Origin of the sequence: Phyllobacterium sp. 1468 (assembly GCF_031455525.1) — a bacterium.
In the GTDB taxonomy this organism is placed as follows: domain Bacteria; phylum Pseudomonadota; class Alphaproteobacteria; order Rhizobiales; family Rhizobiaceae; genus Phyllobacterium.
The window spans coordinates 297,445-316,498 of the sequence record NZ_JAVDSX010000002.1 but is presented as its reverse complement, the minus strand read 5'-3'; the positions used below and the strand labels follow the sequence as shown (position 1 = coordinate 316,498).

The 19,054-nt window shown below is 53.9% G+C and carries 15 protein-coding genes; 5 read left to right on the top strand and 10 right to left on the bottom strand.

The window, feature by feature from the left end; all coding sequences use genetic code 11:
• Positions 1–23 precede the first annotated feature (23 nt).
• Positions 24–725, top strand: coding sequence for a molybdate ABC transporter permease subunit (gene modB, locus J2X72_RS06970; RefSeq protein WP_310070079.1), 702 nt, complete (start codon positions 24–26; stop codon positions 723–725).
• Positions 722–1,795, top strand: a complete 1,074-nt coding sequence (modC, locus tag J2X72_RS06965; protein WP_310070076.1) for a molybdenum ABC transporter ATP-binding protein — start codon at positions 722–724, stop codon at positions 1,793–1,795. The genes modB and modC overlap by 4 nt, the downstream gene beginning before the upstream one ends.
• Here the strand turns inward: modC and J2X72_RS06960 are convergent.
• From J2X72_RS06960 to J2X72_RS06930, 7 genes are all read right to left on the bottom strand, one after another.
• Positions 1,764–2,180 (bottom strand): winged helix-turn-helix domain-containing protein, encoded by a 417-nt coding sequence (locus J2X72_RS06960; RefSeq protein WP_310070073.1) that lies wholly within the window; start codon positions 2,178–2,180, stop codon positions 1,764–1,766. The two genes, modC and J2X72_RS06960, sit on opposite strands and share 32 nt — an antisense overlap.
• A 425-nt stretch (positions 2,181–2,605) precedes the next feature.
• The gene (locus J2X72_RS06955; protein WP_310070070.1) at positions 2,606–4,450 is read right to left on the bottom strand and encodes a TniQ family protein; all 1,845 of its coding nucleotides are present in this window, start codon (positions 4,448–4,450) and stop codon (positions 2,606–2,608) included.
• On the bottom strand, positions 4,447–5,517 hold the full coding sequence (locus tag J2X72_RS06950; RefSeq protein WP_310070066.1) for an ATP-binding protein: 1,071 nt from the start codon (positions 5,515–5,517) through the stop codon (positions 4,447–4,449). The genes J2X72_RS06955 and J2X72_RS06950 overlap by 4 nt, the downstream gene beginning before the upstream one ends.
• A 1-nt stretch (position 5,518) precedes the next feature.
• A complete protein-coding gene (locus tag J2X72_RS06945; RefSeq protein WP_310070063.1) occupies positions 5,519–7,696 on the bottom strand; it encodes a Mu transposase C-terminal domain-containing protein in 2,178 nt (725 codons plus the stop codon).
• A gap of 1 nt (position 7,697) precedes the next feature.
• Positions 7,698–8,297, bottom strand: coding sequence for a TnsA endonuclease N-terminal domain-containing protein (locus tag J2X72_RS06940; RefSeq protein WP_310070061.1), 600 nt, complete (start codon positions 8,295–8,297; stop codon positions 7,698–7,700).
• Between the two features lie 565 nt (positions 8,298–8,862).
• A complete protein-coding gene (locus J2X72_RS06935; protein WP_310070060.1) occupies positions 8,863–9,201 on the bottom strand; it encodes a hypothetical protein in 339 nt (112 codons plus the stop codon).
• Positions 9,202–9,978: 777 nt separating this feature from the next.
• The gene (locus tag J2X72_RS06930) at positions 9,979–10,572 is read right to left on the bottom strand and encodes an RES family NAD+ phosphorylase (RefSeq protein ID WP_310070059.1); all 594 of its coding nucleotides are present in this window, start codon (positions 10,570–10,572) and stop codon (positions 9,979–9,981) included.
• 482 nt (positions 10,573–11,054) lie between these two features.
• On the opposite strand from J2X72_RS06930, the gene J2X72_RS06925 reads away from it, so the two are divergent.
• The 3 genes from J2X72_RS06925 to J2X72_RS06915 all read left to right on the top strand — a co-directional run bounded on the left by J2X72_RS06925 (position 11,055) and on the right by J2X72_RS06915 (position 15,713).
• Positions 11,055–11,783, top strand: coding sequence for a hypothetical protein (locus tag J2X72_RS06925; protein WP_310070057.1), 729 nt, complete (start codon positions 11,055–11,057; stop codon positions 11,781–11,783).
• Positions 11,784–12,506: 723 nt separating this feature from the next.
• Positions 12,507–14,018, top strand: a complete 1,512-nt coding sequence (locus tag J2X72_RS06920; RefSeq protein ID WP_405044671.1) for a cyclic nucleotide-binding domain-containing protein — start codon at positions 12,507–12,509, stop codon at positions 14,016–14,018.
• Between the two features lie 588 nt (positions 14,019–14,606).
• Positions 14,607–15,713 carry a hypothetical protein gene (locus tag J2X72_RS06915; RefSeq protein WP_310070054.1) on the top strand — a complete coding sequence of 369 codons (1,107 nt, stop codon included), beginning with the start codon at positions 14,607–14,609 and terminating at the stop codon, positions 15,711–15,713.
• A 199-nt stretch (positions 15,714–15,912) separates the two neighbouring features.
• Here J2X72_RS06915 and J2X72_RS06910 read toward each other — a convergent pair whose 3' ends face one another.
• The 3 genes from J2X72_RS06910 to J2X72_RS06900 form a co-directional block, all read right to left on the bottom strand.
• Positions 15,913–16,683 (bottom strand): alpha/beta hydrolase, encoded by a 771-nt coding sequence (locus J2X72_RS06910; RefSeq protein ID WP_310070051.1) that lies wholly within the window; start codon positions 16,681–16,683, stop codon positions 15,913–15,915.
• A gap of 217 nt (positions 16,684–16,900) precedes the next feature.
• Positions 16,901–17,884 carry an alpha/beta hydrolase gene (locus J2X72_RS06905; protein WP_310070048.1) on the bottom strand — a complete coding sequence of 328 codons (984 nt, stop codon included), beginning with the start codon at positions 17,882–17,884 and terminating at the stop codon, positions 16,901–16,903.
• Between the two features lie 238 nt (positions 17,885–18,122).
• A complete protein-coding gene (locus J2X72_RS06900; RefSeq protein ID WP_310070046.1) occupies positions 18,123–18,977 on the bottom strand; it encodes an enoyl-CoA hydratase/isomerase family protein in 855 nt (284 codons plus the stop codon).
• Positions 18,978–19,054 lie beyond the last annotated feature (77 nt).

Sequence of the window (19,054 nt, the reverse complement as noted above, 5' to 3'; positions counted from 1 at the left end):
CAACCGGGCAGGGGCTGACATATTTGGACTGGTTCTCACTGAGCAATGAGGAATGGACGGCAGTTCACCTTACTCTTCGAATTGCGTCCGTCGCGATGCTCGCCAGCCTCCCTCTGGGCATTCTCGTCGGTCTGTTGCTTGCGCGAGGAAAATTCTGGGGCAAATCCATCCTCAATGGCCTCGTCCATCTTCCTTTGATTCTTCCCCCCGTCGTCACCGGCTTTATCCTTCTCATGCTTTTTGGTCGACGTGGCCCGATCGGAGCGTTTCTGGCCGATCATTTCGGCATCGTACTGTCGTTCCGCTGGACGGGCGCAGCATTGGCTTGCGGGGTTATGGGCTTCCCATTGATGGTTCGCAGCATCCGGTTATCTATAGAAGCAGTGGACCGCAAACTTGAGGATGCGGCCGGTACGCTTGGTGCAAGTCCGCTTTGGGTATTCGCGACTGTCACCTTTCCGCTCATCCTGCCAGGTATCATCGCCGGCATGATTCTTTCGTTTGCCAAGGCAATGGGCGAATTCGGTGCGACGATAACGTTCGTTTCCAATATCCCGGGGGAAACACAGACGCTGTCAGCTGCAATCTACACCTTCACACAAGTGCCGGGTGGCGACGCAGGTGCCTTCCGCCTGACCATCATATCAGTCATCATCTCCATGGCCGCGTTGATGGCTTCCGAATTCATGGGCTACCTTGTCGGTCGCAGGGTAGACATCGAATGACCCTAACCTTTGAAGCAAAACATATGCTGGGAAAATTCGTACTTGACGCCGCCTTCACGTCCGGCCGCGGCGTTACGGCGTTGTTTGGCCGTTCAGGTTCGGGAAAAACATCGATCATACGCATCATTGCAGGCCTTTCACGGCCGGAACAGGGTAGGGTCGTTTTTGACGGCGACATACTGGTTGATACGAAGAGGGGTATATATGTTCCCAAACATAAGCGCCGTTTTGGGTATGTATTTCAGGAAGGCCGGCTTTTTCCCCACCTGACGGTTCTGCAAAATCTCAATTACGGCCGCTGGTTTACTTCCAAATCGCGACGCTCGGAAGATTTGTCGAAGATTGTAGAACTCCTTGGTATTGGCGCTATTTTGGAAAGACATCCTGGCAAATTATCAGGTGGAGAAAAGCAGCGCGTCGCGATCGGCCGTGCCTTGTTGTCGTCACCCCGTATGCTCCTTATGGACGAACCGCTAGCGGCGCTCGATGATACAAGGAAGATTGAAATACTGCCCTATCTCGAAGCTCTTCGCGATGAAATGAAGATCCCGATCATTTATGTGAGCCACTCGGTGTCAGAAGTGGCGCGTCTTGCCGATCGCGTCATTGTGATGAGCGAAGGCAAGGTCGCAATGGCTGGCGCCGCAGCTGATGTCTTGAGCCAAACCTCGATTTCAATCGCAACCGATCGCCGCGAAGCAGGTTCATTGGTGGAGGGGAAGGTCGTAAATTATGATCCAAAGCACAAGCTGACCACCATCGGGTTCCAAACATCCAAAATTTATGTTTCAGGAACGGAAGTTGCAGTAGGAAAGGGCGTTCGCGTTCATATCCTTGCCAAGGATGTGATGCTTTCGACAATTCGACCTGAACAGCTAAGTGCGCTCAATATTCTTGAGGGGACCGTAAGCGCAATCACCGCCGACTCGGGCATAGTCGATGTTCAAGTCGATTGCCAGGGAACGATAATCTTGGCACGTATTACCGAGTTATCCTGCGAAAGACTTGGTCTGCGGCCGGGCATGCTGGTCTTTGCAATCATGAAGACCGTCGCGTTGGAGCCTCACTGATATCGCTCTCGGATGCCGAGGATTTGCTTTTGCTGCGATTGGCATCAAGCCAGGCAATATCCGACGCAACCGCAGTTTCGATTTTCTCTTCCATTGTACGAAAGCGGCTGAGCAATTTTTCGCCGAATTCTGTGACCACCGCGCCGCCGCCTTGTTTGCCGCCGCGCTGAGAATCCACCACCGGCTGGGAGAACATGGCATTCATCGCGCTGACCAGAAGCCAGGCGCGGCGGTACGACATATCCATGGCGCGACCAGCGGCTGAAATGGAGCCAGTTTCACGAATGTGCTCGAGCAATTGCATCTTTCCACGACCGATTTTCTCATCGTGAGGAAAATCAATTCGCAAAACTGTTCTCAAAGCGCTTTTTGAAGATGGACCCATTGTCGTGACCGCACCGTTGGACTGTCGCATTTATCTATAGCAATGCGCACAGTGATGTACACGGGCATCTCGACTTTATGCCTTCTCTTGGTCGCAGGTTGGCCATTTCCAGACGCGATGGTGGGGTTGTTTCCCCTATGCAGAATCACAAGCGGTTCTAATAAAAAACCGAGCGATATCGAACTCTCGATATCGCTCAGTGATTTGTCGGGCCCCTATCACGCGGGTATCCCCAACGCAATAACTCTGCTCGGCAAGTCAGATAACTAATTGAATTGTAACGATAAAAATACAACGTTTTGCTCGCTTTCTAGACAAAAACTCAACAGTATCGCTCGACGCAAATCCATCGGTCCCGCTCGATTTGGAATCTCGACAAAAAAATACCCGGTCGAAACCGGGCTGTATTGCTTAGCCTTAATTGCTCAAATGGGCGGAAGGGTTGCGCGATGGTAAAATGTCCCGCCAATTCTTTCGCGGTCGAATGCTAGCGGTACGTTGGCAGATTCCAGCTGTTTCTTCAGGACGTTGAAGTGTACGCCCGTTTCTTGTGCGAGCTTGATCAATGACACGTAAGTGGCTTTGAAAATCTCAATGTGTTCTTGGTCGACAACCGTCTGGGGGCATCGGTTAATGGGGTTCGTATCCGTCCTGGATGGTACAACGTTATTTTCGAGCAGCGCCATCAGCACGCCAGTGGATACGCCCAACAGCTTCTCTGTTTGACGCAACGACACCCCACCATGCTCCGATTTCCGTACCAACGGCAGTACTTCGTCCATGTCGACGAGAACCGACATAAAGCCTCTTTCTCCAGGTAGTTTACGTACTCGCGTCAATTTCCGATCAAGGATCAGTTGGATGATTTCCAGCGTGGTACAACAGGCGCGTTTCTTCGCGGCAAGGAGGGGAAATAGGCCCTCTTCATCACTTTGAAGGTCGGTTGCATCGCGGAGCAATCGCTCGAGAAATTCATCCAAGTCCGCCTTCACGAATGCATACTGTGTGAGGACTGCAGCATCAGTTCCAGCAATCGGTTTGATGATGCCATTCTCTACTAAGGCCCGATCAACCGGGCGAGGGACATTTAGATACGCCGCAGCGTCTTTCATAGACACGGACTCAACAAGCTGTTTAATGAATGGCTCCGAAGTAGCAGCTTCAAACAACACTTGATCATCAACCAGCGAAGCATCAGCATCAGCAACAAAACCATTCGCAATGAGGATCTTGCGTAGACGCTTTGGATGGCAACCATATTGAAGTGAAGCCGACCTAATCGAATGCATTTTTCGCTCTTGAACTGGATTTCCGAAAATTTCATCGCCGGGTCCGAGCGGCATCGTTTCCATAGAATGCCTGGTGATGATGTCTCTTAAGGGGTCGTATGCTTCGTCTTTTGACTGGTGAGCCAGCCACTCATAAAGACGAAAAAATACCGATTTCGGACCTGCCGCCTTTTTATCAAACCCAAACCGCATCTGCAGGTCGGAAAGAAATTTCCGAATCCCCACTTCGCCTGTTGCCGCGATTTCATAACCTCGCCCGCCCGATTCATACCATTGAGCTTCACTCAATTTCAGGACTCTGAATTTGGCACCAAGAATATCCGAAGCCCCGATCATTTCACAAACTCGTGCAGCTACATCTAGTCGTAGTGTGTCGAGCCAAGTTGCATCTCGCTCCGCTTGATTGATGCGGTTATGCAGGTAAGCTTCTAATTTTGAGAGCGGGCGGCTTACGGATTGATCCATCAGACCGTCAAGTTGACCAATCTGAGACCGAATGACCCTGGTGAAATCATGAAGACTATGGGGGTTTTCGCCGTCAATAATTTCCACCAGTGCTCTCTCGTGGACATGGCAAGTTCGAATGTGTCCAAGCAGCCACCAAGACCGCTGATAGGGCCGGGCTAGATCTGTACAACTGAAGCGACGTCGGTCGTCACGAATACAAAATGGACAGACCCGAACTTTACTCCGGGTTAAAGCCGTTCGATTCACGGGCTCACCGTTCAATTCGTAGAGGCGAGGGCCAACTCGAACAATTAAGGCTGTTTGTAAAGCCCCAGCAGCAAGGCCACTGATTTCTTCGAGTCTTTGAACGACAGATGGAATACCATCAACGATGTCCTGGAATTTGAAGCCCATATCAAGGCAAAAGTCCCTCGCGTCTCGGCCACAAATATGTGCGAGCCTTCCGCAATAGCTTGCCGGCAACTCGCTTTCGCCCAGCGGGGCGATCAATTTCGCATGTAGTGAAGGCATCATGCGTTCCTCTTGTCGAGAAGCCGCTTGGGCTGGGTAGTGTCCATTTCCTCCTCATCGGTTTCCGACAGGGCATTTTCGAGCGCCTTTGCGACATTGATCTTTTTCCAATCAATGGCTGTAAAAACGTTCGAATCTGGGTCGCACCCCGATCGCGAAGAGTAAGCTGCCTCAAAGTGCTTGCAGGAAACGGTGCCATCGCCGTTCAGGAGAGCTTGCTGAATGGCATCCTGAACGAATTCGACAGCGGACCCGAACTGATCTTGCGCAGCGTGGATCAGGCGTTCAACGAGTGAGCCGAAATTTGTCGTGTCCAGCTCAAGACCTGCCCGAATTTTAACAATCGCCTTGAGCATTTTGGGAACTTCGTATGCGAAATTTCGGCGAATTCCCTCAAAATGGACAAATCGGCTACGCCGCTTCAGCTGATTATCGCCTTCGATGAAACTCACAACCGATGGCAGCCCTGATAAAATCAACCAGACTGGCCAATCCGGCTGCTGCACAATGCTCTTGAGCGTATCACGCACTTTCTTGATGTCGTTGGCATGAGCGCGTTCAATTGTGTGTTGCAATTCATCGATGTGGACAAACCTAATGCCACGCGCCTTCAGCAATTTCTGAACGATATTCCAGATCACGTTCTCGCGAATGTCACGTTCAGTTTCGTAACCCAACTGAGCTGCGATGATGAGGCCGAGCTGTTTTAGGGTGCAAGGCGAGGGCGCGCGCACCGAAATCAGTAAACTATCGGCGTTTGGATCACTGTAACCCTTAAAGTAGTCCTCTCTATTGAATACACGTTGCAACGCACGGCTTTTGCCCGCCCCGGGCTCGCCAATAAGAACGAGCAACCGTCCTTCCCCAAGGCGACCGACTCTACTCGATTCTTCATCTGCATCGGTAACCAACTCGTAACTCTCGAAGAGTAAATCGACCTCAGAATCGAGAACAATGTCCCGCTTGAGCGGGTAGTGGACAGTGAGCACACTTTTCATCGTTTCACGTCGGGCAGCGCGGCCCTGCGCTTTCGTCAGGGGCACTTCAGTGGTGGGAGTGGCCTTTTCCATCTCAATTCTCCAATAGGCTGTCGTAATCGTCGTCATCGTCACCGAATTCTGGGTCATCGAAGGAGGACGCTAGTCCATCGGCCCCAGACGCGTGGTGAACGTGCGCTTCGGTTGAAGTAACATTTGCGAGTTCGTCGGATGAGTCCTCGCCGAAGAAGTCGCCCGCATCGTCTTCGGGGGTGTTGGTCGCCCGACCGTAGTTCATCGAGCGTTCCAATTGTTGTTGCTTACGCGAGCCATACCGATCGATATCAAGCTTCGCCTCGGCCGCGCCTTGTCGCACGTATTGCCTGATGTCCTCCAGGGCTTGGAGGCGGATATCATGTGTGATCTTGGCCTCATCCTTGAACTTAAGCCGAGTCTGCTCACAGGCGGCCTTCCATTCTTGAAGTGAAACCCCCTCCATCCCATCACGTGCACAGCCGACGGTCAGCCAACCGCTCGGAAGGCGCACGGAGATCCGCCCAAGGTTGGTTTCGTCAACGCGGATGAGGACAGATTTCTGTCCCTTCTCACGTCGAAAATCTTGAAGCTTGTCGTCGCGGTAAAATAGCTCAGAATACTCGATACCTTCTCGGCGAACTTCGCGCTCGTCTGTGACGCCGAAAATATGTCGCGCTAACTCATCGTCGATAGGCATGCGAGTTTCGAACTCGCGGTTCAATCGCAACCAAGCATTGCGAGGTGTTTCGCCTTGCAGACCTTCGTGTGGCGTATTGTGGTACACATCCACGATGTAACGGATAAGCAATCGCTTGAATTCTTCTGCATCAAAGATTGCGCTCGCATCGGAATCGTAATCGCCGCGGACCACTGGATTGATGAAGGTCCGTCCATGAAGCAGCGAAACAAACCTGGTGTGAATTGTCCCAAACACCCGTTCAATGCGACCGCGCATTTGAGGAAGTCCACCAGGCGGAAACATCATCTCACTACCGAGATCAGCAACCGCGGCTTGTGACTCCAAGCTGATGAACGCTGCGCCAGTATCAGAACAAATGGCATCGAAATGTCCGCCCATGTCCCAGGGTGTTTGGCAGCCTGCCTGACGCGCAATTTTGGACTTGTCGCTAACGACCATTTGTACGGTAGCAAGGGCCGATTTAGCCGATGGGCTGCCTGCGACCAGATGAATTGCCAAAACACATCGTGTGGCACGATCAATGGCCACCGAGATCCAAACCCTCGTTTTATCAAGCTCAAGGCGTTGCTCTTTAGTTAATTTTAAGCGGATGCCCGCCTTAACAACCAGCAGTCGTAACGAAACGTCCCACTCATCCATTTCCACTTCCTCCAATGGGAGGAAGACCTCGTGGCCCCTCGTCATTTTGTAGAAATGTTTCTTTGCGGCAGCTTCGCCTTCGCGCAGTGACATGACTTCAAACTGGTTTAGCTGGCGGATCCGATTGCTCAACGCCTGAATGCTTGGGGCAGGCAAATTCGGCTGACCCGAAATCGCCCTTTCGGCATTGATTTTCCGAAGCTCAATCAACAATTTGTCGTAGACCGCCACTTTGCTTGGCCTGCGAGGATCACCAAACCGCTCGGCCATGTCATGCAAAAGCTGATAGATTTCCGGCGATAGCCGGGGGTGCCTATTGCCACTCCTGCCAAAGTTATCCTTCAGAAATAGCGGGTTGTAGTCCCAGGCTTTATATTGGCGTAGCCAGCCACGCAGGGTGGACGGAGAAGGGGGCTTGCGTACGGTGATCTCCGCTTTGCAATTCTTTCCAGCCGTCTGTCGCTGAATCTCTGTGCTACAAATTGCTGCGTTGATCGTTTCGATCGCCGCCTTCATCGACAACTCTCCACGCGTCGCCTGCCGTTGGCTTTCCAGCATCATGAAGCGTTCGCAGAACTCCTTCTTCCAGAGAACTGTGGATTTGTCCTTCTTGGAAAGGTCAGCAAATCGCTGGGCTTCTGTTTCTTTACGCAATCTTGCATCATGGAGAGCGTGATAATTGTGCAGGCAAGTAAAGCGGCCCTCGCTTCGCATGCGATAGACTTCTTCGTGCGTGAGCGATTTAGCACGCCCCGTCGCTTCATCCTGAAAGCTGTGGGCTTCGGAATCCGAGTTGACCCAGAAATAATATTGGGCGTCGATCACACAACGATCGAGACGGCTCAAACGCCAGCGAGGAACCTGGAAGGGGCTCTTTCCCTGATTGTGAATATTCATGTTATTGCCCTTTCCCGGGTTGTGTGGATTGATTGAGCTGGACCTTGCTCCTGTAGGTGATCCGGTCACTGTCGAGGACTTGCACATGCCCGTCGCCGATGAGGCAGAGCACGGCCATGAAGCCTGGACTGTCGGGAATAGTTGCGGCGGCCAGAACATCTGCAATTGGGACGGGGGCGAGGAACAAGCGGAGAGCTCGATGCACCTCGACGATGTTCTCCTCGGAACGGCTTCGGTTCGCTCGAATAATCAATCGGGCATTGGCCGCTCGATTTCGGGTAATGTGCCGCTCGGTACGTAGCTGGATGATGTCCGCACAGCCAGGTGGTCTCTGCTCTCGGATAAGTCTTAGCTTTTCCTCGATGCCAGTCGCTTTGACTCTCGCCTCCGGCTTCACCGCGATTGCACGGCGCGATCCATCCTTCATCAACACTTCAAAATCGAACGTGTGGGTGTGCTCAACACCAAATCTATCGAAATAAGCGATCGCAGGTGGTTGTTCCTGGACATGAACAACATCCGGATGCGCGATGAGAATGTAGGCGGCGTCGCGCTCCAAGTTGCTTTCGTAACGCATCAACCTGTTGTTCTTCGGATTCACGATTGTTCCGCGAAAAGATGCCTTATTGCGCATCTCGATCTTTCGGCTCGCAAGGGACTCCGACGGGGGAATCCAAATGTGGCCAGGGCGCGCGCATGCGGGCGCAATTAGGGAACGAGCCCTGGCTCGGCCCGTTTTTCGTCGTTGCCTGTCGCTTGATGGGCGGACAGGTTTATCAAGTTTGCTGGTATCGTCGTCGTGATTGGACAAGGCACAAATCTCCACTTGGCGGTGCCGTCAGGCCCGCGCTGTTTAAGTCTGGGATCGTTTGGAAATCCCGATAGGAACCGATGGGCGGACGAGGTCCGCGGTCAGGTCGCTATTTCGGGAGGTGCCTCGTTACCGAAAGAAGTTCGTTTGGCAGTGAGGTATTTCATGATGGCCTCCTTCGGCAGGTCGCCACGACGGACGACGGGGTTGAGTTTTACCTCCCGCTAGGCGCGAGGGGCGGTGGCTTATGACGCAGGTGTTTCTGCGATTGCTTGTTCCGCTTCAAGTTTGCGAAATGATCAGCGCTAAAATGGATAGGACTAGCCCAGTCCTTCAGTGCTTGAGCCTCAAAGGTTCACTGCGACGCGACCGGACGGCAGTTCAGTTCAACCATGCGGGCCAACTCCAACACTGCGGCGTCGTCATATTGGGCCCCGTTTCGACGAGAGACCTTGACCGCATGGCCTGTATCTTTTTCTAGCCGCATCATGTGGTCCGCGAATACCTCGTCAATCCAGCTCGCATCATCAACCCGGTAAATCAGTCGAAGCGCAAGAAGTGAGATGGTCTTCTCCTTTTCATCGGTGACTTCGATCAGTCGCATCGACTGAATTTTGATCGCTCTTTTATCAGCGCCGGAGGAGGCGTCGATCGTTTCGAAGCCTCGAAATTCGTATTTGTAATCTTGCAGCATCGTGGTTGTCCTTTCGTGGACCTAAAGTTGGGCATGCAAACGCCGTCCCACCGCTTGGCAGCGGTGAAAAGTAAGATCAGTTGAAACCAACGGCCAAGATCACATGGCGGGGTGATCAATGACGCGAACAGATTGTTCGTGTTCATTGTCCGTGTGGACCAGGCAGATGGCAAAACTCCTTAAGACCGCCCGATCAAGAAGATCGACGATGACGTCTCCTGCGGATCGCAAGATACGATACGGCCCTGAGTAACCGCACAAAGAAAAGAGTGCGGATCCACGAGTCTTAAGTCTAAGTTGGGTGTTTTATGACCGGAACTTTTCGCTTGAAGTTATAACTTCCGAAAAGTAGCCCATACTGATAAGTATCGGCTTTAAGTCATACCGACGCCTTAGCTGGCTATTTGACGGATGTTCCGTTCAACTATCGATATGGGTGAATGGGTCATGGTGAACTTCCTTGTTGACTTGGTCGGAACCAAGGAGGCGGGTTCTATAACTGAATCTTGAAGTTGTCTAGATCCTTTTTATTGTTTTATCCAACACCAGAGAAAAATGTGCGCACTTTAGCGTGGTATATCTGGTTTGTTCTCGTAGCGTTCGCTGAAAATTCTGTATTTCTAAAGAAAATAAATTTGCAATAAGATATGATTTCACATCCGAAGCGGCTGAAAACTGTCTACAGATCGAGCCCCTCGTGGTAGGGAACCTCATCTGCTGTCACCAGCGCTGAAAGCATTTTTGCGGCCTTATGCAGCAAGTGCCACAAGCCACCTGTTAAGTTACGGCCAAGATTGCTCCAGTGTCGTACTGACGCACAAAATCTACCCGTGTGCCGTTCCAGTGATAGCAGTAGTGCCGCCCTTGGACAGGAATGGCTATGGCGTTCGGCCAGAAGATGCCGATACAACGTTGACCAGGCATTCGAACGCTGTTCCACAAGAGGCCATCGCTTCCCGCCGCCCTAAGTCCACGTCCCTCAACTTGGGAAGCGGTGTAATCATGCGGATGAAGAACGTCAGGCACCGCGTTCACGTAATCTAGTGCTCGGTCCACACTGCCCACCAAGACACGAAAGTCCGACGTCCAGCCGGGACGCTGAGGCGTTGAACTCATGAACTTCTGATGGTGATGGATTGTTTCGGCGACAGCGACTTCTTCACTGTCCCCTGCATAGTAGATACCATAGGTTCCGTCCGTAGAGCGACTCGGCCGCCCTGTTGAGCAATGGACAAATGGGGCCATTACATAACTAGCGCCGACACCCGAAACGCGACGGTTCGCGGGTACCTTGCCAAGATCGCCCACCTCAAATCGAATGCGCGGATTCGTTTTAGCCTCGACAGCGACAAGGCCCCCAACTCCTCCCATAATACAGCGCTACTCACCACGCCAGAACAGGCCCTTGGCCCTCCAGACGCTTTTGATCTTCTTTTCGATTTTATCCACGCTGCGATGAGGGAGATTGAGAGCGGCGGTGCAAAATTAGTCCACGGTAGCGGCGGGATGGTCCCGCTTCGGGCGGCGTAAAATCCGGCCACCTATCTTCCTTCTGTGCAACTACGGCAGGAGGGTCTGGGGATCTACACCGTGGAATTATATCTGAAGGTTCGACTGGCTTGCTCGGAAAGGCGCGCGATGCCAGGTCGCTGGCTCTTTCCGTTTTGGCGGATGTGGCGGTCGCACACGGAACGAAAGTATGGCTTCCGGACACCGCGACCACCCCCGCGCGCGGACAACCTTAAAACCTTTGTATGATACCCGGCAACGGAAGTGGGGGCTAAACAACTTCTTAGCTCGGACCATCGCGTGTCATGGTCCGCCATTCGCGGCCAAGAAGAGGATCAAATCACATGACAGCGAAACTGCCGAAAAAGGCATTGATTGCGATCACGAGCCACAGCGCACCGTTTTATCCCGATGGTGGGGTCAACGGCGCGTTTTATACGGAAATTCTCCATCCCTATGTCGCGCTGACCGACGCCGGGATCGAGGTCGACCTAGCCAGCGAGACAGGCAGCTTCGTCATCGACCCATATTCACTAAGCGAGCAGTTCATCTCGGGGGGCGACGTCGACATCGTCAAAGACGAAAGCCACCCGCTCAACAAAGCTTTGAAGGGCGGCGTCAAGAAGGCCTCCTCCGTCAACGCGAAAGACTATGGGATGTTTTTCGCCTCTGCCGGCTTTGCCAGCGTCTATGATTATCCGTCGGCAACGGCTTTGCAGTCTGTGGCGGCCGACGTCTGGGCTCGCGGCGGTGTCGTCGCCGCAGTGTGTCATGGCGGTGCTATTTTTCCAGGCGTGAAGGATGCTTCGACCGGGAAGTCCATCATCGAAGGCAAGGAGGTCACTGGATTTTCAACCGAAGCAGACGGCCTCGCGGGGGTTCTCGACAAGATCCATGCCGACGGCGTCCTCACCACTGAGGAAAGCGCAGTAAGCGCTGGAGGGATATACAAGGCCCCCCCCGAGCCCTTCGGAGACTTTGCTGTCACCAGCGGTCGCGTTGTCACCGGAGCCAATCCTTTCAGCGCTCACTCCACGGCTACCGCCGCCATCCAGGCGTTCGAAAGCCTCTGACACATTTGACTCTCGGCTCGGCAGGCGAAGCAGCGACAATCGGTGTTGCCAGATCATCCGTCCTGCCGGGGATCGCGCGACCGGAACGGCGATTGACGGTGACGAGCGTGTGTCCATCGCACGCTTGTCAACGGCGTAGCGGTGAATTCGAAGTTAAGCTGTGTATTGTGAATAGGGCTCTCCCTACTCTCGCGGATCCGACGGGACATCCGAGTAGAAGATTTCTGACAAACGGTATTGTTGCGGATCCGCGGAAGGACGCTGACGGTCCGCCAACTGCACAGAGCCCGCCCATGACAAGCGATACATGGCCGGACCATCCAGGCAGCGTCGGGACGAAACCCATCGCCGCGCTGCTCAAAATAAAGATGCGATATAGACCAATTGTGGCGCATCCGGGTTTTGGATTAGCGAAACACCAGACCAGCCCAGGTACAGAAGGATGCGATAACTTTCTGCCACCTTCTCCATACCACCTTCTCCGGCTACTTTAGCGGCGAGGAGGTGGGCTTTGTTTTTCAATAATACCTTAGTAGCATTCACCGCTGATGTGCAGAAGTATAAGAAAATGTGAATCCCACGATGCAAGCAAAAGAGAATGCGAGTGACTTCAAAAACTTTTCTGACGGAACATGCCGCGGTCTGTCTGGCGACAGGAAGCGATCCGTTTGCAAGAAGTATAGTTTGTAGGCGGACTGGAAGCGTTCTCGCGTGCCTTTGACAATGACGCTGTCCGACATAATCACCGATCCCATTATTCAGGCCGGAACACTTGCGGCCGTAGGTGCATTCGTCTCGCGGGTGGCACTTCGCAACAACCCGACATGGCACCTGATCTTTCAGGTTTCGTTCTTTGTCGTTTTGACGGCACTACTGCTTTACCACGGTATCGTGCCGTATGAACCAGGTCCGCCCGCGGCTTCGGCGGTCCAGAAAATTTTTACCGGAGTTGCAAAGGTGATCTGGTGGATCAACGCCGCCTGGGCGCTGGTTGGATTTGCACGCGTGTTCCTGATTTTCGAACGCCGTCCACGCGAGGGGCGGCTGATTCAGGATCTGGTCGTCGGTATCATTTATTTGGGCGCGGTTCTCTCTGTCGTCGCCAATGTCTTCAGTCTTCCCGTCGGCACACTTATCGCCACGTCCGGTGTCCTCGCCATCATTCTCGGCCTTGCCCTACAAAGTACATTGAGCGATGTCTTTTCTGGGATCGCGCTCAATCTGGGAAGGCCGTACGGCATTGGCGATCTGATCGTTCTTGGCGATGGCACCGAGGGGAGGGTTGTCGAAACCAATTGGCGGGCAACGCATCTCCTCAACAGCAAAAACGACCTTGTGATCCTGCCAAACAGCGATCTTGCCAAGGCACGATTGATCAATATGAGTAGCCCTGACCGGAGCCACGGCGTGAGTATCACCGTGCGTTTTTCGCCCACCACAGTGCCGGCAGCTGTTGTTGATGTCATGCGCTCCGTTCTCCTGAGCTCGACGACGATACTGAATTCGCCCGAGCCGAGCATCCAGATCAAATCGCTCGATGGTTCTGCGCTAGAGCTGGAACTGTCGTTTCGTGTGGCTGACATCGCCAACGCCGGAGCAGCGCAGAACGAAATATTCGATCTGATCTACCGCCACAGTATGGCCGCTGGCATACCGCTGGCATCACCTGCGGGCGACCCCGGCTCCCTGCTAGCCAAGGCGGACTCGCCATCCAGCATGCGCTCAATACAAATGCGGCTGCTCGACGCGATCCCGCTCTTCAAAACACTCACTGAGGACGAAAAAGAAGTTTTGGCCAACGCCATGTCGCGCCGGACCTTTCACAAGGGCGACGTTGTTGCCGAGCAAGGCTGTGAAATGCAATCGCTGATGATCGTTCGAATGGGCGTTTTGGTCGTCACACGCAAGGAAGACCATCGGCAGCTGACGTTGACCAAGTTGGCACCGGGGGATTACTTCGGCGAAGCCAGCCTTCTGACTGGAGCTGGAGAGACTGGTTCCGTGCGTGCCCTTGCCTACACCGTTGTTTACGAGATCGCCAAGTCCACCCTGGCCCCGCTGCTGCGCGATCGACCAAGCCTGGTGGAAGAGCTCGGTCTTATTCTGTCGCGGCGGGCCGAAGCGGAGAAGCATCTTTTCGGTAACAGTGCGGAGATTGCGGGTATTCATGCAGTACCGGGCTTGGTGAAAAGAATCCGGCACCTGTTTGAGATTTCGCATGTTGAGAGACGATAGTCCGAATTAGTCAATGACCGCCGTTGGCCGAAAGTACGCGAAGCGATCCCGAAGGAGTGCGAGAGGTGGGCTTGCAACTATGTCGGGTCTTTTTCGTACGTTTTTGTCCCCTGCGGCAGGCTCCCGCGACCACGGGAATGTTGCTAGTGGTTCACTTTTGCGTGGTGCGTTTTGCTCATTCCCCAGATGTCTACAGCCTGACAGATCCGATGGTAAAGGGTTCTGACTAAGCTATGGGCAAAAGCCGGAGTGCTGCCCCAAGCTTCGCAAAGATGCCTCTTCTCGCGTGATGCCATCCTCGACGTATTCGATTTTTTTACGCTCCTGAAACTTCAGTTCTCCTATGTTTTTCTCGTCGAGCGGGGCTGGCTTTAGGATCTGGCTCTAACTTCATGATATGATTTCATTTCGCGATTCACAATGATACCGACAAAATGTGGCATTGCCTGCTGGCGGTGTCGGGCGCAAGCTCGAATGGCCATAAGGCAATGATTCGCCGTGCTAATCCGTGGTACCGAAGGCGAAGAACCAGGGTGTCACTCGATGCGAAGGGACACGCTATCATGTTGAAGTGGGCGGACGTTTAGAATGTCACTGCAGAGGGATGCTAAGACTCTCAGCCTAAACTCTATCGCATCTTTGCGGCGAGCAATGTCGGCGTTTAATTCCTACGATGATGATGGTCGCACGACTTCCGTCTTACTACACCTTCAGCATTCAGCCGAAATGCTCTTGAAGGCGGTGCTGTGCCAAAATCGAGTTAGGGTGTTCGATAAGGACACAAGCCGATCGCTGGGGTTTGAAAAATGCCTTGGGATTTGCCAAGCACACCATGATTTGAAAGAGTCAGAGGCAGGAATTTTCCGGGCTGTGGATGCTCTCCGCGATGCCGCGCAGCATTGGATCATCGTAGTCTCCGAAGATCTCCTTTATATGAATACTCGCGCTATCATAACGGCTTACGATGCTTACTTGAAGCGCAGCCTTGATCTCGATGTCAGTTCCCACATTCCTCCGAGAGTGTTGCCTGTGTCCACCAAACCTCCCGGAGATTTCGATTTTCTTGTCGACCGCGAATACAAACTGATCGCTGAGCTTCTCCAACCTGGCAAGCGACAGAGGGACGAAGCTAGAGCGAGAGTGCGTTCCTTGCTCGCGATGGAGGCAATAGTTACCGAAAAAGTCGAGGTTTCCGAGAGAGATATCGATCGTATCGAAAAAGCGATTAAAGACGGCAAGGAATTCAACGAGGTGTTCCCACGTTTAAATACAGTTGGCACCGCGACAACAGGCGAGGGCACCACTTTCACGGTCCATTTTTCGAAGAAAGAGGGAGCTCCCGTAAAATACATTAAGGGGGACGACCCTGAAGGTCATGCTGCCGTTCGTGAGGTCGACCTAAGGAAAAAATTCCATATGCTCCCTAGCGATTTGGCAAAAAAATTAGGTCTGACCGAACCCAAATCGAAAGCACTTCGTCAGCATCTGAATATTGATAGTGATCCAGACTGTCACTGGGTGTTCGAGTTCGGCAAGTCGAAGCACGGCTGCTTTTCGGACAACGCCCGCAATAAGATGAAGGCGGCGCTAGACGGTGGCTTGGATATGAATTCGGTTTGGGAAGAAAATCGACCGGGTAAAAGGAAGGCAATCGTGGCTGCCGTTGCTGCCGTTGGCGAGATTCCAGGAACATGATTGCCGAGCAACCTTGTCTACGGCGTCAGCTAGGACGGCAATTTCAATGCTTGCCCGTTGTGCAGAACAAGTACCCCGCGACACGTTCTCGATGCTGTTGGACCCGTGCTGCTAGTCCTTTGATGGACACCACCGTCTGGCGAATGTAGCCTCACGGATATATTGGGCTCCCGGCGGATACACGCCGAGAGCCTTTTTTTCACTTAGCCAACGCGGCTTTCTCGATCACGGCGGCGACCTCCTTCGCATGAACAACTAGCGATGCATGGCTGCCTGCCACTTCCGTTGTCTCCGCCTTGATCCTGGCGGCGAACATTTTCTGGGCTTCAGGCGCGATGACCTTGTCCTTCGTGCTGACGACATAGAACGTCGGTTTATCATGCCATGCCGCCGTAGTGACTGGGGCCTCATATGCGGTATGGTTCAACGGCAGCTGCGAATTTGCCAAGGATTCTGCAATTTTGAGCGGAAGGTCCGCGGCGACGGCAGAAGGGAAGACCTTGGGGTCAATAAAAAGATTGCCATTTTCGTCAGGATGAATGGCCTTAGCACCTTCGGTCGCCGGGCCGCCCTTGGCAAGAGCCGCCAAGGATTCGCCGATGTCCGGAGCGAAAGCGGAGACATAGACCAGCGCCGTAACCTTGGGATCGTTTCCTGCCTGTGTGATGACGACGCCGCCCCAAGAATGGCCGACGAGAACGGTCTTGCCGTCCTGCTTGGAAAGCGCCTGCTTTGTCGCGTCAACGTCAGCGGCGAGCGAAGTGAGCGGGTTTTCGACGAGCGTTACCTTGTAGCCCTTCTTGGTCAAGATGTCGGCAACGGGCTTCCAACTAGTCTCGTCCACAAACGCGCCGTGAACTAGGACGATATTATGGGCAGCGCCCTCAGGGAGGCGCGCTGCGTGGGCGGGAGCGGCTAAACTCGCGCTCGCAAGTAGGGTTGTGATTGCTGAGAATATCAAAGTTCGCATTTCAATCTCCTGGCCATGGGCCTGTTGGTACATCTGCTCGATTGGGCAGGCGTTCGAGGCCGACCGATGAGCGGCCGGCGGGGTTTTCCGGTAGAAGCCGGAGGTTTGCATGGGGGCAGGCCGCCCACGCGATACTTGATGTGTTCCGGCCTGATAAACGACACAGACTGGGCGGGACTTTTGAGTGCTTCCGTAGATGAGCTAAACGCGCCTGCCGTTACTTTAGGAAATCTTTCAGATATCCGATGAGTGCGTCAGGCTTTTCTTCCGCGATGAAATGTCCGCTACCTTCGACATGAATGGTGGTCGAGCCGGGAGCTCTGTCGTCAAGGGAAGCCTTGAGGCGCTTGTACCCGGGACCGCCGAGACCGAGAACGGGCATGGAGAGTTTGCCGTATTTGGCGTCGTCCGCGATGTCCTGAAGAAATGCCTGGTACCATCCGTTGCTCGCACGGATAGCATCGCTGCTTCCGTAGGCGGCGGCGTATACCGCCCTGTCGGTGGCGTCGATCGCGGATTCGTCCTTGGCCATATAGTGGAAGAACCATTCCTGCTCGAGATGCTCGCGCCCTTCCATGAGCTTCTCGGGAAGTCCCTTGACCTGATGGAATGCGAACCACCAGAGATAGACATTATCTTCGTCGACCTGGTCGTTGAACGAGCCCGGCTGCGGAAGGAGCGAAAGCTTCATGTAACCCGCCGACGGATGGCCGACATCGAGCAGAACCAGCTTGTGGGTCTGCTCGGGATGGTTCGCCGCGAAACTGAAGGCCACCATCGCCCCGATGTCGTGGCCAACGATGTCGGCCGACTTGTAGCCGAGCTGGGTCACAAGTTCCGAGATGTCGCTGGCCATCGTCTTTTTATCGAAACCATCGGCTGGCTTGTCGGAAGAGCCCATACCCCGCATGTCAACCGAGATCACCCGGTAGTGTTTTGCAAGTTCCGGCATGATCTTATGGTAGGACCACCAGGTCTCGGGCCAGCCGGGAAGAAGGACGAGTGGCTTGCCTTCGCCGCCTGCGACGTAGTGAAGGCGTATGCCGTTAACGGTGGCAAAATTGTCGGTGAATCCAGGCAGGTTTTTGACCAGGGCAGCGTCGGAGATGTCCTGGTTCTCGCCAGAAGTCGTCTGTGCGTAAGCACCGGATGCGGCCACCAGTGCGATGGCGAGAGCGGCGAAGTATTGGCGGATTTTCATGGAAATGTCCTGTGGTTTTCGTGAATATCGGCAGCGGCCGCGTGGTTATCGAAGAGGCCAAGTGGGGAGGACTTTGGTGCCGCCTGCGAAGATAAGCCGTGCTACCACAAAGAAACTTCAAAGTTTGAAGCTCCATTGTCCCTCAATCGGTGTTCGCTGTGGTTTATCCCGAATTATGTCCTGGCCGTCCGGGAGGGGCCCGAGAACTTGCGCGGGCCCGCTGGGATGGCGACGTTGGTTAACCCTTAGTCGTGGCCGGGAAGACATTTCCCATTTCGGCACCGAGATTGTACTCGAGCGGACTCCTGGTCTGAAGGCCCCGTTCTAGCAGTTGCGACGTAATTGAGGGAAACTCCGGCCGAGCAGCTGCGCCCCAGAAAGCGTCGGACTGCGGCGGGAATTCCGCGTCCGGCAGGAGCGTGTACTTGTTCACATAATGCTTGATCTCGGCGATTACGCGCCTGTCCCAATTGGATACCCTTGTGGCATAGGCATCGACGAACCCTTCAAACTTCTCATCCGGAATTGCCCGGTTGACATAGCCATACTTCTCGGCAAGTTCGGCCGTGTAGTCCTCGCCGCCCAGAAGGATTTCGAAGGTACGTCCGCGGCCCACTTGCGCGGGAAGTCTGCCCGCCGCGCCGCCGCCGGGAAGGGCGGTGAAGCCTACTTCCATCTGGCCGAGGATGGCCTTTTCGAGACTTGCGAACCTAAGATCGGTGGACAGCACAAATTCACTACCCGCACCTCGAGCAATGCCGCGGATAGCCGAGATAGTGACGGCTGGCACATGCGACATTCGGACGAGCACATCGACCCAAGCCGCGAAGCCCGTGGGGCTGGGAAGGGCCTCCGCTTCGGCGGGATTGGCCACCAGATCGTAGTGAGCGAGGAAGAAGTCAGGATCCGCACTTTCGAAAACGACGACGTTTACCGTCTGGTTTGTCTCGAGCTCAGTGAGTAGCTGCTTGAGTTCGCCAATCATGGCGGGTCCGATGACGTTGACCGGAGGATTGTTGAAAGCGACCTTCCAGTAACGGGGCGTAACCTCGGTCAGTGCGAATTGCGAGGGTTTGAAATCGTTGATGAACATGATGTATCTCCAGGTTATTGACTCGCAGAAGAGCGATTTCTTCTAAGAGTTTGGTGGCACGAGCCAGACTTTGGACG

What these genes read in the sequence shown, in the direction of transcription:
- J2X72_RS06905 (WP_310070048.1), bottom strand. Translation starts at nt 17,884, where the DNA reads ATGAAAATCCGCCAATACTTCGCCGCTCTCGCCATCGCACTGGTGGCC.
- J2X72_RS06955 (WP_310070070.1), bottom strand. Translation starts at nt 4,450, where the DNA reads ATGATGCCTTCACTACATGCGAAATTGATCGCCCCGCTGGGCGAAAGC.
- J2X72_RS06945 (WP_310070063.1), bottom strand. Translation starts at nt 7,696, where the DNA reads ATGAATATTCACAATCAGGGAAAGAGCCCCTTCCAGGTTCCTCGCTGG.
- J2X72_RS06925 (WP_310070057.1), top strand. Translation starts at nt 11,055, where the DNA reads ATGACAGCGAAACTGCCGAAAAAGGCATTGATTGCGATCACGAGCCAC.
- J2X72_RS06900 (WP_310070046.1), bottom strand. Translation starts at nt 18,977, where the DNA reads ATGTTCATCAACGATTTCAAACCCTCGCAATTCGCACTGACCGAGGTT.
- J2X72_RS06960 (WP_310070073.1), bottom strand. Translation starts at nt 2,180, where the DNA reads ATGGGTCCATCTTCAAAAAGCGCTTTGAGAACAGTTTTGCGAATTGAT.
- modC (WP_310070076.1), top strand. Translation starts at nt 722, where the DNA reads ATGACCCTAACCTTTGAAGCAAAACATATGCTGGGAAAATTCGTACTT.
- J2X72_RS06920 (WP_405044671.1), top strand. Translation starts at nt 12,507, where the DNA reads ATGACGCTGTCCGACATAATCACCGATCCCATTATTCAGGCCGGAACA.
- J2X72_RS06935 (WP_310070060.1), bottom strand. Translation starts at nt 9,201, where the DNA reads ATGCTGCAAGATTACAAATACGAATTTCGAGGCTTCGAAACGATCGAC.
- J2X72_RS06950 (WP_310070066.1), bottom strand. Translation starts at nt 5,517, where the DNA reads ATGGAAAAGGCCACTCCCACCACTGAAGTGCCCCTGACGAAAGCGCAG.
- J2X72_RS06910 (WP_310070051.1), bottom strand. Translation starts at nt 16,683, where the DNA reads ATGCGAACTTTGATATTCTCAGCAATCACAACCCTACTTGCGAGCGCG.
- J2X72_RS06930 (WP_310070059.1), bottom strand. Translation starts at nt 10,572, where the DNA reads ATGGGAGGAGTTGGGGGCCTTGTCGCTGTCGAGGCTAAAACGAATCCG.
- J2X72_RS06915 (WP_310070054.1), top strand. Translation starts at nt 14,607, where the DNA reads ATGTCACTGCAGAGGGATGCTAAGACTCTCAGCCTAAACTCTATCGCA.